The sequence below is a fragment of the Pseudarthrobacter sp. lyk4-40-TYG-27 genome, assembly GCF_030209295.1.
Lineage (GTDB): Bacteria > Actinomycetota > Actinomycetes > Actinomycetales > Micrococcaceae > Arthrobacter.
The window spans coordinates 159,001-173,171 of sequence record NZ_JARVSH010000006.1; the positions used below are offsets into that span (position 1 = coordinate 159,001).

Annotated in this window: 12 protein-coding genes; 6 read left to right on the plus strand and 6 right to left on the minus strand. The window is 68.6% G+C overall.

What is annotated here, in order from left to right:
- Positions 1-78: 78 nt before the first annotated feature.
- Positions 79-1,638, plus strand: coding sequence for a hypothetical protein (locus tag QRM96_RS12550; protein ID WP_285319887.1), 1,560 nt, complete (start codon positions 79-81; stop codon positions 1,636-1,638).
- A 22-nt stretch (positions 1,639-1,660) separates the two neighbouring features.
- Here the strand turns inward: QRM96_RS12550 and QRM96_RS12555 are convergent, their stop codons facing one another.
- From QRM96_RS12555 to QRM96_RS12570, 4 genes are read right to left on the minus strand one after another with little or no spacing between them, the layout of a single operon-like run.
- Positions 1,661-2,407 (minus strand): HAD family hydrolase, encoded by a 747-nt coding sequence (locus QRM96_RS12555; protein WP_018760038.1) that lies wholly within the window; start codon positions 2,405-2,407, stop codon positions 1,661-1,663.
- Entirely contained in the window at positions 2,407-3,921 is a 1,515-nt protein-coding gene (gltX, locus tag QRM96_RS12560; protein ID WP_018760039.1) for a glutamate--tRNA ligase, read from the minus strand. The genes QRM96_RS12555 and gltX overlap by 1 nt, the downstream gene beginning before the upstream one ends.
- A gap of 57 nt (positions 3,922-3,978) precedes the next feature.
- Entirely contained in the window at positions 3,979-4,755 is a 777-nt protein-coding gene (locus QRM96_RS12565; protein WP_018760040.1) for a fumarylacetoacetate hydrolase family protein, read from the minus strand.
- A gap of 5 nt (positions 4,756-4,760) precedes the next feature.
- Entirely contained in the window at positions 4,761-5,588 is an 828-nt protein-coding gene (locus QRM96_RS12570) for an MBL fold metallo-hydrolase (protein ID WP_018760041.1), read from the minus strand.
- Positions 5,589-5,726: 138 nt separating this feature from the next.
- Between QRM96_RS12570 and QRM96_RS12575 the strand changes: the two genes are divergently transcribed.
- Entirely contained in the window at positions 5,727-6,320 is a 594-nt protein-coding gene (locus QRM96_RS12575; protein ID WP_285319888.1) for a hypothetical protein, read from the plus strand.
- A gap of 75 nt (positions 6,321-6,395) precedes the next feature.
- On the opposite strand, the gene QRM96_RS12580 is transcribed toward QRM96_RS12575, so the two are convergent.
- Together QRM96_RS12580 and QRM96_RS12585 are read right to left on the minus strand one after the other, a co-directional pair.
- Entirely contained in the window at positions 6,396-7,508 is a 1,113-nt protein-coding gene (locus QRM96_RS12580; protein ID WP_133830865.1) for a branched-chain amino acid aminotransferase, read from the minus strand.
- A gap of 104 nt (positions 7,509-7,612) precedes the next feature.
- The gene (locus QRM96_RS12585) at positions 7,613-8,665 is read right to left on the minus strand and encodes a 3-isopropylmalate dehydrogenase (protein WP_018760045.1); all 1,053 of its coding nucleotides are present in this window, start codon (positions 8,663-8,665) and stop codon (positions 7,613-7,615) included.
- Positions 8,666-8,816: 151 nt separating this feature from the next.
- Between QRM96_RS12585 and QRM96_RS12590 the strand changes: the two genes are divergently transcribed.
- The 4 genes from QRM96_RS12590 to QRM96_RS12605 all read left to right on the plus strand — a co-directional run bounded on the left by QRM96_RS12590 (position 8,817) and on the right by QRM96_RS12605 (position 14,150).
- Positions 8,817-10,010, plus strand: a complete 1,194-nt coding sequence (locus QRM96_RS12590) for a sensor histidine kinase (protein WP_285319889.1) — start codon at positions 8,817-8,819, stop codon at positions 10,008-10,010.
- A 2-nt stretch (positions 10,011-10,012) separates the two neighbouring features.
- The gene (locus QRM96_RS12595) at positions 10,013-10,741 is read left to right on the plus strand and encodes a response regulator (protein ID WP_285247618.1); all 729 of its coding nucleotides are present in this window, start codon (positions 10,013-10,015) and stop codon (positions 10,739-10,741) included.
- A 101-nt stretch (positions 10,742-10,842) separates the two neighbouring features.
- Positions 10,843-11,619, plus strand: coding sequence for an ABC transporter ATP-binding protein (locus QRM96_RS12600; protein WP_026264225.1), 777 nt, complete (start codon positions 10,843-10,845; stop codon positions 11,617-11,619).
- A gap of 2 nt (positions 11,620-11,621) precedes the next feature.
- On the plus strand, positions 11,622-14,150 hold the full coding sequence (locus QRM96_RS12605) for an FtsX-like permease family protein (RefSeq protein ID WP_285319890.1): 2,529 nt from the start codon (positions 11,622-11,624) through the stop codon (positions 14,148-14,150).
- Positions 14,151-14,171: the final 21 nt, after the last annotated feature.

Consider the following 14,171-nt stretch of genomic DNA (forward strand, 5'->3'; position numbering starts at 1 on the left):
GGCACCCACGAGGTCAAGGGACCGCCCTGCCAACCACGGTTTCGCCACCGGACACCGCTGTCCGGCGGAAGTTAGGAAGTGTCAGCGTTGACAACCCGTACAGCAGCCATTGCAACCGCAACCCGCAAACCCCGGCCACAATTCATCGCCATCATGGCCCTCTCCCTCCTGCTCGTCCTCTTCCTCGCCTTCTATACCTACCTCACGGGCCAGATCGCCAACGGCTCTGCCCAACTGATGGACGGGGCGGAACAAGCCGCAGCAGGCGCCGCCCGGCTCAAGGACGGCTCGGGCCGGCTGGCAGCGGGCGCAGGCGCAGCGAACAAGGGCGCAGCGCAAGTGCAGGACGGATCGCTCAAGGTCAAGGACGGCACCACCCAACTCAACAACGGAGCCCTCGCCCTGCAATCGGGTGCGGGCAAGGTCTACTCAGGTGTCAGGGACCAGCTCGCCCCCGGCGTGGACAAGCTTCATGCCGGCACCACCAAGCTGCAAAATGACGTCCTGAACAAACTCGTCCCTGGCGTCTACCAGGTGGATGACGGAGCCCGGAAGCTCCAGGCCGGCGCCGTCGCGCTGTCCGCCGCGCTCACCCCCACCGCGGGCGGCAACGCCCCCAACAACCTTGCCGACGGCGCCGGACAGCTGGCGGCGGGAACGGGCCGGCTCGCGGCCGGCGCAGGTCAGCTCGACGCCGGCGCCACCAGCCTGAGCGCAGGGACAGCGGCGTTGAAGAACGGAACAGCGCAGCTGACGGGCTACCCCGGCGCGGGGAACGATCCAACCAAGGGAGACGGGCTGGCCGCGCTCAGCCAGGGGCTGGACCAGCTGGAAGCAGCGGCGAACGGGCCCCAGGGCCTGGTTCCCCTGGCCCTCATCAAGGACCAGATCGCCAAGTTGGCCGACGGCGGCCGGCGCGCCTACGCGGGAGCGGGGCAGCTCGATGCGGGAGCAGCAAAGCTGAACGACGGAGCCGGGCAGCTCAAGGCCGGAACCGGCAGTCTGACCGCGGGAGCCGCCCAGCTGGATGACGGGGCGGGCCGGCTGAAGGCGGGCTTCGCCACCCTGGCGGAGAAGCTCAACGCCACCGACCCCCAAAACCCCGGCGTGGTGCTGGGTACCTCGATGCTGGCGGATGGCACGGCGAAGATCCGGAACGGCATGGATGGCGTCCCCGGCGATCCGGACAGCCCCGGCCTGATCTACGCCGCCAACAACCTCCAGGACGGCACCACCAAGCTCAGTGCCGGCGTCAACGGCGGCGGCGATCCTGCCAACCCGGGACTCCTGGCCGGGACCGAGGCGTTGTCGGAGGGCACCACCGCGCTGAGCCAAGGCACGGGACAATTGCAGTCGGGATCCGCCCAGCTGGCGGATGGAACCGGGAAACTCGCCGACGGCAACGGCAAGCTTGATGACGGTTCGGGCCAGTTGGCGGACGGTGCCGGCACGCTTGCCGAGGGCAATGCCAGGATCGCGGCCGGAACGCAGGAACTGCACACGAAGGTGGCCGCCGTGTCGCCGTCGTCCTGGCTGGACAGCCCCGTCACGGCATTGCTGCTGATCGCCCTGCTGGTGGGAGCCGCCGTCGGCGGATATCTCCTCCTTCGCCGCGCCGCCCGGCTTAAGGCCGCCTGATGGACGGCCGCCCGGACAGGACTTAGGCGAAGAGCGGGAGGAGATCCGCCAACGTGGTGACCGCGGTTCCACCAAAGTGGGCCGCGGTCTCGGCGTTCCGGTTGAGCCAGACGCCAACCAGTCCGGCCGCCGTCGAGCCTTCCGCGTCCAGCAGCCGGTTATCGCCCACGTACATGGTCTCGGCCGGGACGGTGCCCAGGAGCCGGACGCCTTCCAGGTAGATGGCGGGATCCGGCTTGGCCACGCCCAGGGTGTCAGTTCCGACGAGGTGCTTCACGCGTTCAAGGCCGGCGCCGTCCAGCTTGGCGCGCTGGTAATCGTGGACGTTGTTGCTGACGGCGCCGTACGGGATCCCGGCAGCGTCCAAGACGTCAAGAAGCGGCGAAACATCCGGGAACGGCTTCACGTAGGACGGCTGCTTTTCCACGTACGCGGCCAGCCAGCGGTGCGATTCATCGCCGTCGCCCAGTTCCACGCCAAAGTGGCCCAGTGCGGCGCGGCCCCGGAGGAGGCGCTGTTCGTTGAACGTCAGCTCGCCGGCCAGGTAGCGGTCGTAGTAGTGCGTGGTCTCATGGGTGAAGATCCGGCCGAACCGCTCCCAGCCGGCCTGGTCCAGGCCGGGCAGGAGGTGTTCACTGACCTCGCGCAAGGCGGTGGTCATCGAGTACTCAAGGTCCACCAGGGTGTCGTCGATGTCGAACAGGACGCCCCTGACCACTCCCCAGGGCGTATGCCGGGCACCCGACCGGGCTTCGCTCGGTGCCGTCATCAGCCGCGGAAGGCGCGGAGCCTGCGCAGGGAGGACTCCTTGCCCAGGATGACCATCGATTCGAACAGGGGCGGGGAGATCCGCCGGCCGGAAACAGCCGTCCGTACCGGCCCGAAAGCGAGCCGCGGTTTGATGCCAAGGTCCTCCACCAGGGCCTGCTTCAGGGCTGCCTGGATGCTCTCCGCTGTCCAGTCTGCCACCGGTTCCAGCGCGGCAAGTGCCGCGTCCAGCACCTCGGAAAGGTTCTCGGGAAGGCCCTTGCGGGCGTCATCTGCGACGTCGACGGCGTCGTCCGCCTTGAACAGGAAAGCCAGCATGTCCGGCGCCTCGCCCAGCAGCGTGATGCGCTCCTGGATCAGCGGCGCGGCTTCGGTGAGGATTTCTTCCTCGCGGTCAGTGAGGATCTCCCCCACCAGGCCTGCGTCGCGCAGGTAGTGCGCCACCCGGTCGCGGAAGACCTTGGGCTCAAGCATCCGGACGTGCGTGCCGTTGATGGCCTCGGCCTTCTTCAGGTCGAAACGCGCGGGGTTGCCCAGGACGTCGTGGATGTCGAAGTGCTCAACGAGCTGCTCGACGGTAAAGATGTCTTCGTCGGCGCTCAGCGACCAGCCAAGCAGGGAAAGGTAGTTCAGCAGCCCTTCCGGGATGAAGCCCCGCTCGCGGTGCAGGAAGAGGCTGGACTCGGGGTCCCGCTTGGAGAGCTTCTTGTTGCCCTGGCCCATGACGTACGGCAGGTGGCCGAACTCCGGCATGTACTCGGCGACGCCGATGGCGTAGAGGGCCCGGTAGAGGGCGACCTGGCGCGGCGTGGAGCTGAGCAGGTCTTCGCCGCGGAGCACGTGCGTGATCCCCATCAGGGCGTCGTCCACGGGGTTGACCAAGGTGTACAACGGGGCACCGTTGGCACGCACCACGGCGAAGTCGGGCACCGATCCGGCCTTGAACGTAATTTCGCCGCGGACCAGGTCGGTGAACGTGATGTCCTCGTCCGGCATGCGCAGGCGCAGGACGGCCTGCCGGCCCTCGGCCCGGTACTGTGCCAGCTGTTCCTCGGTCAGGTGACGGTCGAAGCCGTCGTAGCCCAGCTTCGGGTCCCGGCCGGCGGCGCGGTGGCGTGCCTCGATCTCCTCCGGGGTGGAGAAGGACTCGTAAATGAATCCGGCGTCGTGCAGGCGCTTGATGACGTCCTGGTAGATGTCGCCGCGCTGGGACTGCCGGTACGGTTCGTGCGGGCCGCCAACCTCGACACCCTCGTCCCAGTCGATGCCCAGCCACTTCAGTGCGTCCAGCAGCTGGTGGTAGCTTTCCTCGCTGTCCCGGGCCGCGTCCGTGTCCTCGATCCGGAACACCAGGGTGCCCTTGGTGTGGCGGGCGTAGGCCCAGTTGAAGAGCGCGGTCCGGATCAGTCCGACGTGCGGGGTCCCCGTGGGCGAGGGGCAAAACCGGACGCGAACGGGGGTCTCGGCGGTGACGGGCGGAATGGAGGCGGCAAGCGACGAAGAAGCGATAGTCATAGTGGCTTCAACTTTACCCGCCTGGCCGCCCTCCGGCCTTCCGCGCGGCAGCCGGGGTCAGCGGCGGACGATCGGGTTGGAGAGCCGGCCGATGCCTTCGATTTCCACCTCGAAGCGGTCGCCTTCCTTGACCAGTCCCACACCGGCCGGTGTTCCGGTCATGATCACGTCGCCGGGCAGTAGGGTGAACGCGTGCGAGACGACGGACACGAGCTCCCGGACGCCGCGGATCATCTGGCTGGTGCTGCCGTCCTGGCGGATTTCCCCGTTGAGCCGGCCCTGGATCTGCAGGTCCTCGGTGTCCAGGTCCGTCTCGATCCACGGGCCCAGCGGAGCGGAGGTGTCGAAGCCCTTGGCGCGGGTCCACTGCAGGTCCGTCTTCTGGACATCGCGGGCAGTGAGGTCGTTGCCGCACGTGTAGCCAAAGATGACATCGTCAACGCGGTCTTCGGGGACGTCCTTGCAGATCCGGCCGATCACCACGCACAGTTCGGCTTCAAAGGAGACTTCTTCGGAAAACTCCGGCAGGACCACGGGGTCGTTCGGACCTACCACCGCGGTGTTGGGCTTCAGGAACAGCAGCGGCTGGGCGGGCACCTCGTTGCCCAGCTCATGTGCGTGCTCCACGAAGTTCCTGCCCACCCCGATGACCTTGCTCCGCGGGATGATGGGCGCCAGCAGCCGGACATCCTCCAGCTTGTGGCGCACGGAAGTGCGCTCCACACCGTTGAAGAAAGGGTCGCCGTGGATGACAGTGATTTCCTCACTGCCGCTATCACCTTCCACAACGCCGTACAGGGGATCGGAATCGACAACAAACCTCGCAATACGCATGGCTCCTACCCTACCGTTTCGACGGCGCCGTCCTGCCTGCCGCCTTCGTGCCCGCGAAGGTAGGAAAGCTGTGCGGCCACGGACAATTCGGCGGCGCGCCGGACGGAAGGGTCGACGCCGGCATAGACGGCGTCCGCCACCTCAGGTACGGATGCGTCCCCGCCGAGGCCGCGGAGCGCGGCACGGATCTGGGCCAGCCGCTCCTCGCGGTGCCGGCGGTACTCCCGGACGATGTCCCGCAGGGACGGCAATACCGGGCCGTGGGCCGGCAGCACGGTCGCGTTCCCCAGGGCCTCCAACCGGTCCAGGGTGGCGAGGTAGTCTCCCAGCGTGCCGTCAGGGAAGTCCAGGACGGTGGTGCCCCGGCCCAGGACCGTGTCCCCGGTCAGCACCGAGCCGTGCTGCCCGTCGGCCGGCAGGTGGAAGCACACGGAATCCGAAGTGTGGCCGGGGGCAGCCAGCACCGTGATATCCAGTCCCGCTGCCTGGATCAGTTCGCCGCCGGCCAGCGGCGCTCCGCCGCCATGGCAGTGGCCTGGGTCCGCTGCCCGTACCGGCGCTCCGGTGAGTTCGTGCAGGCGGGCCGAACCGGCAGTATGGTCCGCATGCCGGTGCGTGACCAGGATCAGTTCGACGACGCCGGCGCCCGACAGTGCCTCCAGGTGCGGTTCATCGTTGGGTCCCGGGTCAACCACCACGACGGCGGACCGGCCGGGGACGCGCAGGAGGTAGGAGTTGGTGCCGTCCAGGCTCATGGGGCCCGGGTTTGGTGCCAGGAGGAACTGGGTAAGGCCGGAGCTGCGCTGCAGGCCGGGGCCGGTAAGTGGGGTCACTGATCCATCCTTGCATCAAGCCCCGCACTCCCCCACCCCCTTGTCCCGGAGGGCAGCGGCGGAATAGATCGGCCGCCCGCGGGGGTTGGCAACCTGTGACAGCACAACGATCTCCACCAGGAAGCCGGACACCGCCCCATGAGCACACCTTCACTCGCCGACCTTCTCGCCCGCGCGGACGCGGACGGCCACGACCATTCGGCGACCGAAAAGGCCACCGGCCTCCTGCACATCCACAACCACGCGACCGGCAGCATCATCTGGTTTCCCACCTGGAGGAAGTTCCGCGAGACAACCGACTGGACGGACGCCGTCACCGGCATCACGGCGGAACTGTCCGCCGCCCCCGCGCCCGCTGACCAGGCCGGCGCCGCCCTGATCGCCGCGGACCTGGAAGCGCTGCTGGACCAGGCCTCCCGCTCCGCTGACGCCGCCGTCTTCGTCCAGGAAAACCTCATCCGCCACCTGACCCGGACCTGGGCTGTCGGCGACGCAGTGGCCCAGGCAGGCGGCAAGGACCTGTTCACCAGCGGCCCCACCCCCGCCGTCTTCGCCGGCTATCCCTACGACGTCTACGCCCAGGACGGCGGCGTCTTTGCCACCACGCTCTGGAACGACCTGATCGACGCCCGGCGCAACCGCGCCCTGGCGGAAGAAGCTGCCCGCAAGGCACTCAAGCCCGTGTCCCGCAAAGCGATGAGGAACGCTGCCCGGAAAGCCGCGCGCCGCTGACCCGGCACCCCTGCGGCAACGTAAAACGGCGCCTTCCGGACAAAAGTCCGGAAGGCGCCGTCGTCAGGGCAGAACCTAGGCCAGGCGTGTCAGCCAGCCGTGCGTGTCCGGTTCGGCGCCGGTCTGGATGCCCAGGAGCTTTTCGCGGATGGCCATGGTGGTTTCGCCGGCTTTGGCGTCCTCGGAACCAATGAACTCGGTGGCGTCCTTCAGCACCCCGATGGGGGTGATCACGGCAGCTGTGCCGCAGGCGAACACTTCGGCAATATCGCCCGAGGCCACGCCGTCGCGCCACTCGTCAAGGGTGATCTTCCGCTCCGCCACGTCACGGCCCATGTCCTTGGCCACCTGGATCACGGACATCCGGGTGACGCCTTCCAGGATGGTGCCGGTGAGGGCGGGCGTGACCAGGGAGCCGTCCTTCATGACGAAGAAGACGTTCATGCCGCCCAGCTCTTCCACGGCGTTGTCATTGGCCTGGTCGAGGAACAGGACCTGCTTGCAGCCGTTGGCCTCGGCCTCCTGCTGCGCGATGAGCGAGGCGGCGTAGTTCCCGCCGCACTTGGCGTCGCCGGTGCCGCCGCGGCCGGCGCGGGCGTACTGGCGCGAGATCCAGATGGAGACCGGCTTGAGTTCGCCGCCGAAGTAGTTGCCCGCCGGAGAGGCGATCACCCGGAAGGACACCTCGCGGGCGGCGCGGACACCCAGGAAGGCCTCGGTGGCGATCATGAAGGGGCGCAGGTAGAGGGCTTCGCCGTCGCCGGAAGGAACCCATTCCTTGTCGGCAGCCACCAGTTCGCGGATGGCGCCGAGGAAGTATTCGGCCGGCAGTTCGGGCAAGGCCAGCCGGCGGGCCGACTTGTTCAGCCGGGCCGCGTTCGCCTCGGGCCGGAACGTCCAGACGGAGCCGTCAGCGTGCCGGTACGCCTTGAGTCCCTCGAAGATTTCCTGGCCGTAGTGGAACACGGCGGCGGACGGGTCAAGGACGATCGGGCCGTAGGGCTCGATCCGGGCATCGTGCCAGCCGCCGTTGCCGTCTGCGTCAACGCTGTAGTCGACGATGGCGGTGTGGTCGGTGAAGTAGTTGCCGAATCCCGGGTTTGCCAGGATGGCTGCACGCTCTTCGGCGGACTTCGGGTTCTCCGAAAGCTGCCGGGTGAATTCGACGCCATGGGCGGTCTGAGTCATGGTTCCTCCACGATCGGCCGCCCCGGGGTTCAGCGCTGAACAGCGAGGCGGCATTTGGTGATTCGAGTCAAGCTTACGCCCGAAGCCGGAGGCCCCGGCGTGGGCTAGAGTCCGGCGGCGATGGCGTCGCCGACGGCGCTGGTGCTGCGGGCGGTTCCGTCGCGTTGTTCGACGTCGGCAACCACAGCGGCTTCGATCCGGCGTGCGGCTTCCGCGTACCCCAGGTGGTCCAGCAGGAGTGCCGCGGAGAGGATGGCCGCGGTGGGGTCGGCCTTGCCTTGGCCGGCGATGTCCGGCGCCGAACCGTGGACCGGCTCGAACATGGAAGGCGCCGTGCGGTCCATGTTGATGTTGCCGGACGCCGCCAGGCCGATGCCGCCGGTGACGGCGGCAGCGAGGTCGGTGATGATATCGCCGAACAGGTTGTCGGTGACGATGACGTCGAAGCGGGACGGGTCCGTGACCATGAAGATGGTGGCGGCATCAACGTGCAGGTAGTCGTGGGTGACGCCCGGGAATTCCTGGGCGACAGCCTCGACGGTGCGCTTCCAGAGATGCCCGGCGAAGACCAGGACGTTGTGCTTGTGGACCAGGGTGACGTGCTTGCGTTCGCGGAGGCTGGCGCGGCGGAAGGCGTCGCGGACCACGCGCTCCACACCGTGTGCGGTGTTCAGGGAGACTTCCGTGGCGACCTCGTGCGGGGTTCCGGCACGCAGCGTGCCGCCGTTTCCCACGTACGGCCCCTCGGTTCCCTCACGCACCACGATGAAGTCGATGGTCCCGGGGTTGGCCAGTGGGCTGCCGACCGTCCCGTAAAGCCGCGACGGCCGCAGGTTGACGAAGTGGTCCAGGCTGAAGCGGAGCTTGAGGAGCAGTTCGCGTTCGATGATTCCGGAGGGGATGCGGGTGTCGCCCGGGGCGGCGCCGACGGCACCGAAGAGGATCGCGTCGCGCGTCTTCAGGTCCGCCAGGACGTGGTCCGGCAGGGTTTCGCCGGTGGCGAGCCAGTGCTCGGCGCCGAGTTCGTAATGTGTCGGCTTGAGCTGCACGCCCTCCGCGGCCACGGCCTTCTCGAGGACTTTGAGGGCCTCGGCAATGACTTCGGGGCCGATGCCGTCGCCGGGAATAACTGCAAGATCGATGGAGGATGCGCTCATATTTTCAGGGTAGCCAAGTCATCCATATGGTGGGCAAGCCGTCCCACATTTCGGACACGGCGTCTGTGGGCGGCGTGGCGGGCGCGGCGGCCGGAGAAGGATCAGCCCCAGGGATGAGGCACTCGCCACCACGACAGCATAGAGTTCCGGGGTGGAATTACGGCACAAGGTTTATCACTGGATCCGGGTCAACACTTTCCGGGTTGACTTGGTCCTCATGCTGGCGGTCCTGCTGATGTGCGGTCCCGTTTACCTCATGGCGGACCGTCCCTGGCACTTCCTGCTGTCCTCCGCCCTGGTGGTGCCGCTGGCGTGGCGGCGCACCAGGCCCGTGCACGCGGCCGGCGCCACTGTACTGGCGTGCCTGGTTTTGTGGGCAACAGGGCTGGAGCCGCTGGCCGGGCTGCTGGCTGTTCCGCTGATTATCTATGCCGTTGCCGCGTACGGTCCTGCCCGGGCCAGCCGTACGGTCCTGGGACTGGGGCTGCTGGGCGGCGTGCTGCTGACCACCCGCAATCTCAGCAGCACGGCTGAGACAGGCGTGCTGGGCCTGACCATCAGCGCTGTCTACACGGTCCTGATCTGGATGCTGGTGCTGTTCAGCTGGACCCTCGGAGACCTGACACGCGTGCGCCGGCAGCAACTGCAGACCCTGGCGGACCGTGCCCGCCGGCTCGAAATCGAACAGCAGCAGGAACGCTCCCTGGCGGCAGCCGATGAACGGGCGCACATTGCCCGTGAGATGCATGACATCGTGGCGCATTCCCTGTCAGTGATCATCACGCAATCTGACGGTGCGCGGTACGCCGCGGCTGCCGACCCCGCCGTGGCCACGGAGACGCTGGCCACGGTTGCCGCCACGGCACGGACGTCACTGGCCGAAATGCGCCGCCTCCTGGGTGTGCTGCGGCACGGCGATGAGTCCACCACCCGCCCGTTGCCCGGACTTGCGGACCTCGATGAACTGTTCCTGGGGTTCCGTGCGGCAGGCCTTCCGCTGGACGTCGAACAGCTTGGTTCTCCGCGGCGCACCCTGCCTCCGGGCGCCGAACTCACGGCATACCGGGTCCTCCAGGAATCCCTGACGAACGTCCTCAAGTATGCAGGTCCGCAAGCCCGGGCCCGGGTCTTGGTGCGGTGGCAGCCGCGCGGGCTGCAGCTTGAGGTGCACGACGACGGCCGGTACGCTTCTGCCCATCCGGCAGTCGGAGCCGGGGAAGGCGGCGGTAACGGGCTGCGGGGCATGCGGGAGCGGATCAGCCTTTACGATGGTTCGTTGGCGGCCGGCCCGGCCGCGGGCGGGGGCTTCCAGGTTTCGGCCTTCCTTCCCTACACCGAGGCCTGAGCATGACTTTGCCACTAGACCGCGACAGCACCGCTCCTATCCGCGTGGCGCTGGTCGATGACCAGCAACTGGTGCGCTCGGGATTCAGCATGCTGATCAACTCCCAGCCGGACCTTGACGTCGTGGTCGAGGCCGGGAACGGGCTCGAGGCACTCCAGGCCCTCGGAGCAGCAGCCGCGGACGTCGTCCTGATGGACGTGCGCATGCCGGGAATGGACGGCATCGAGGCCACCCGCAGGCTCATCGAACGCGCCGCTTCCGCCCCGGCCGGGTCTGCCAGGGCTGAACTTCGCATCGTCGTGCTCACGACCTTCGACCTGGACGAGTACGCACTGGCGGCCATCGAAGCCGGAGCCAGCGGTTTCCTCCTGAAGGACGCACCACCGGAGGAACTGCTGGACGCCATCCGCACGGTGCACCGCGGGGACGCCGTCATCGCCCCCTCCACCACCCGCCGGCTCCTGGACCATGTAGCTCCGCTGCTGCGCGCACAGGGCAACGAACGGCCCGAGGACCAGGAGGCCGTCGAGCGGCTCACAGCCCGCGAGCGCGAAGTCTTCACCCTCATGGCCCAAGGTCGGTCCAACCCTGAGATCGGGGCAGACCTGTTTGTCTCCGAAGCAACCGTCAAAACGCACGTAGGGCACATCCTGGCCAAGCTTGGGGCACGCGACCGGGTCCAGGCAGTCGTGATCGCCTACGAGACCGGGGTGGTCACTCCCGGAGGCTGACGCCCGGCACGGTGGTGTCAGACCTGGGTATGAGTCCGGCCCCGGCAGGACCAGACCACCGGCCGATTCCCGGGCGCCGGGCCCGGCCATAGCGTGGAAACATGACAACTTCCGCGCATGCCCATACTGCTTTGAACAGGCAAAATATCCCATCCGCTCCCGCCGTGCAGGCCCTCTCCCTGGCCAAGACGTACGGCCGCGGCGCCACCCGCGTCAGCGCCCTGCGCGAGGTCAGCGTCACGTTCGATGCCGGCCGCTTCACCGCAATAATGGGCCCTTCCGGCTCCGGAAAGTCCACCCTGATGCACTGCCTCGCTGGACTCGACAGTGCCGACTCCGGCCAGATCCTGGTTGGCGGAACAGACATTACGGCCCTCAATGACAAACAGCTGACAGCGCTTCGCCGCGACCGGATCGGATTCGTGTTCCAGGCCTTCAACCTGGTGCCCACACTGACCGCCGAACAGAACATCACATTGCCGCTGGCGCTGGCGAACAAAGCCACGGACGCGGCCTGGTTCGACACGGTGGTGGCCACGCTCGGCCTCAAGGACAGGCTCCGGCACCGGCCGCATGAGCTCTCCGGCGGCCAGCAGCAGCGGGTCGCCGTAGCCCGGGCCCTGCTGACCCGTCCCGACGTGGTGTTCGGGGACGAACCCACCGGCAACCTTGATTCGACCGCCGGCGGCGAGGTCCTCGCACTGCTGCGCCGCAGCAGCCGGGAAATGGGCCAGACCATCATCATGGTCACCCACGATCCGGTGGCGGCCAGCTACGCCGACCGGGTGGTCCTGATGAACGACGGCGGCCTGGTGGGCGAGATCGCCGAGCCCACCGCCGGGTCCGTCCTGGCCGCCCTCGGCAAACTGGGAGGCTGAGCGTGCTGCGCGTTGCCTTCTCGCAATTCCAGTCCCACAGCCGCCGCTTCATAGCCGTCGGCCTGGCAGTCATGCTCTCCGTGGCGTTCCTGTCCACCACCCTGATGGTCGGGGCGAGTACCCGTGCTTCGCTGGGTGCCAGCCTCGGGGAGGCCTACAGCAAGGCCGGCCTCATCGCCACCCCGGACACGGGAACCTTCAACGATGCCGCGCTGGCAGCAGCCCGTGCGGTGCCCGGCGTGACCGAGGCCTATGGCCGGATGCAGGCGTACGCCGAGTTCACCGCAGGCGGCCAGGAGGTGTTGGCGCAAGCCCGGAACCTGGCGCCGATGGCCTTGGAAACCGCGACCGTGACCGACGGCACCCTCCCGGAGAGGGCTGACGGCGTCGCCGTGGACGGGGCTACCGCCGCCCGCTACGGGCTGCGCGTCGGCGACTCCCTGACCCTCAAGGCCCCCGCCGCCGCCACAACAGTGGCCATGACCGTCACCGGGATCCTGCGCGGCAGCAACGACCCCTTCGCCTCTGCCCTCCCGCAGATCCTCGCCGGGACACCGGCCGTCAGTGCCCTGGCCGCCGGCGCCCGGGACGCTCAAGGTGGTACCGGCGCCGCTGGCTACGGAAGCATCCAGCTGGCCCTGGCTTCGGGCTCCGACGCCGCCGCAACCAGCAAGAACGTGGCGGCGGCGCTCACCGGTGCCGGCGCCGGGGTGCAGGTGAAGACAGCAGACGAACAAGTCACCGCCCAGGTGGCGATGATGACCGGAGGCCAGGATGAACTGACGATCATCCTGCTGGCATTCGCCGGGGTCGCCCTGATTGTCTCCGGACTGGTGGTGACCAACACCTTCGCGGTGCTGGTGGCCCAACGCACCAGGGAACTGGCGCTGCTCAGGTGCCTGGGGGCGGGCCGGAACCAGGTGCGCAACTCGGTCCTGGCCGAAGCCCTGGTGGTGGGCCTGGTCTCCTCCGCCGCCGGTGTGCTCGCCGCCGTCGCCCTGATGGCTGCCCTCATCGGCTGGGCCGGGACGCAGCCGGACATGGCGTTTGCCACCATGGCCGTCCCGCCGTCGTCCGTCATTGCGGGGCTGGCGGCAGGCACACTCCTGACCCTGGGCGCCGCCCTGGTTCCCGCGAAAGCTGCCACGGCCGTGGCTCCGCTTGCTGCCCTGCGGCCGGTTGACGATGCCGGAATCGGGAACCGGCGGGGCCGCGTGCGGCTGGTGCTGGGCCTTGCCGCCCTTGCCCTCGGGGTTCCGTTGCTGGCCCTCGGCGCCGCGGGCGTGATGCTGGTGGTGGCCTTCGCCGGCGGCGTGCTCTCCTTCGTGGGCGTCCTGCTCTGCGCCACCCTGTTCGTGCCGCGGCTGGTGGGCCTGGCGGGACGGTTGGCCTCTCCTGCCGGCGTCCCCGGGAAGCTGGCCGCCCTCAATGCCGTCCGCAACCCGGCCCGGACCTCCGTCACTGCTGCCGCCCTCTTGATCGGCGTCACGCTGGTGTCCCTGATGATGACCGGGGCTGCCACTGCCCGGCAGGCGTTCGATGACGCCCTCGCCGGCACCTACCCCGTGGATATGGTGATCACCGGGGATGCCCTGACAGCCGCCGAGCGTGACGCAGTGGCACGGGTGGACGGCGTCGCAACCGCGGCTTTGCTGCCGGCAGCGGGCACCTTGGCCGGCGAAGGGATGGGCAGCCCCGTCTATGCCCTCGACGCGGCAGAGGCCGGCCGGCTGCTCCGCGACACCGCGCTCACCCTTGAGCCGGGCAGGATCTACCTTCCGGAAGGCTCCACGGCCGGACCGGTTGAGGTCACCGGGCCGGCCGGGCCGGCCTCCCTGGAAGCGGTGGTCTTGCGGACCCGCAACATCCCGGCACTGGTCTCCACCGACACCGCCCGCCAGTCGGGCCTGACGGGCGGTGGCGTTGCCCCAACAGACACTGCGCGGACAGATGGCACCGGTCCTGCGGCCAGTGCCGTGTGGCTGCGCCTGGCCGACGCTCCCGGCGGCTCCCTGTCCGCGGACCGGATCAAGGACATCCAGTCCGCTGTTGCTGCGGCAGCAGGCGTGTCCGCGGGTGCGGTCAGCGGCGCCGCCATCGAGCGGGTCACCTTCAATGAGGTCATCGACGTACTGCTCTTGGTGGTCACGGGCCTGTTGGGGGTGGCGGTGCTGATCGCGCTGATCGGCGTGGCCAATACACTGTCGCTGTCCGTCCTCGAACGGACCAGGGAAAACTCCCTGCTCCGGGCGCTGGGTCTTACCAAGGGCCAGCTGCGGGGCATGCTGGCCCTCGAGGCAGCCCTGGTGGCCGGCGTCGCCGCATTGATTGGTGCTGCCCTGGGAAGCATCTACGGCTGGCTGGGCGCGCGGTCGGCCCTCGGCAGCCTGGCCGAGGTCACCCCCTCCGTCCCCTGGCTGCAGTTGCTGGGCGTGCTGGGGGTGGCCGTCGTCGCCGGCCTGCTGGCGTCGGTCATTCCTGCCCGGCGCGCGGCACGGCTGTCACCCGTCGAGGGACTTGCCACCGCATAGCCGTGACGGCGGGCCAGTGCG

Coding starts and splice junctions, on each gene's coding strand:
- QRM96_RS12585 (WP_018760045.1), bottom strand. CDS start 8,665: ATGAGCGCATCCTCCATCGATCTTGCAGTTATTCCCGGCGACGGCATC.
- gltX (WP_018760039.1), bottom strand. CDS start 3,921: ATGACTATCGCTTCTTCGTCGCTTGCCGCCTCCATTCCGCCCGTCACC.
- QRM96_RS12575 (WP_285319888.1), top strand. CDS start 5,727: ATGAGCACACCTTCACTCGCCGACCTTCTCGCCCGCGCGGACGCGGAC.
- QRM96_RS12600 (WP_026264225.1), top strand. CDS start 10,843: ATGACAACTTCCGCGCATGCCCATACTGCTTTGAACAGGCAAAATATC.
- QRM96_RS12555 (WP_018760038.1), bottom strand. CDS start 2,407: ATGACGGCACCGAGCGAAGCCCGGTCGGGTGCCCGGCATACGCCCTGG.
- QRM96_RS12595 (WP_285247618.1), top strand. CDS start 10,013: ATGACTTTGCCACTAGACCGCGACAGCACCGCTCCTATCCGCGTGGCG.
- QRM96_RS12580 (WP_133830865.1), bottom strand. CDS start 7,508: ATGACTCAGACCGCCCATGGCGTCGAATTCACCCGGCAGCTTTCGGAG.
- QRM96_RS12565 (WP_018760040.1), bottom strand. CDS start 4,755: ATGCGTATTGCGAGGTTTGTTGTCGATTCCGATCCCCTGTACGGCGTT.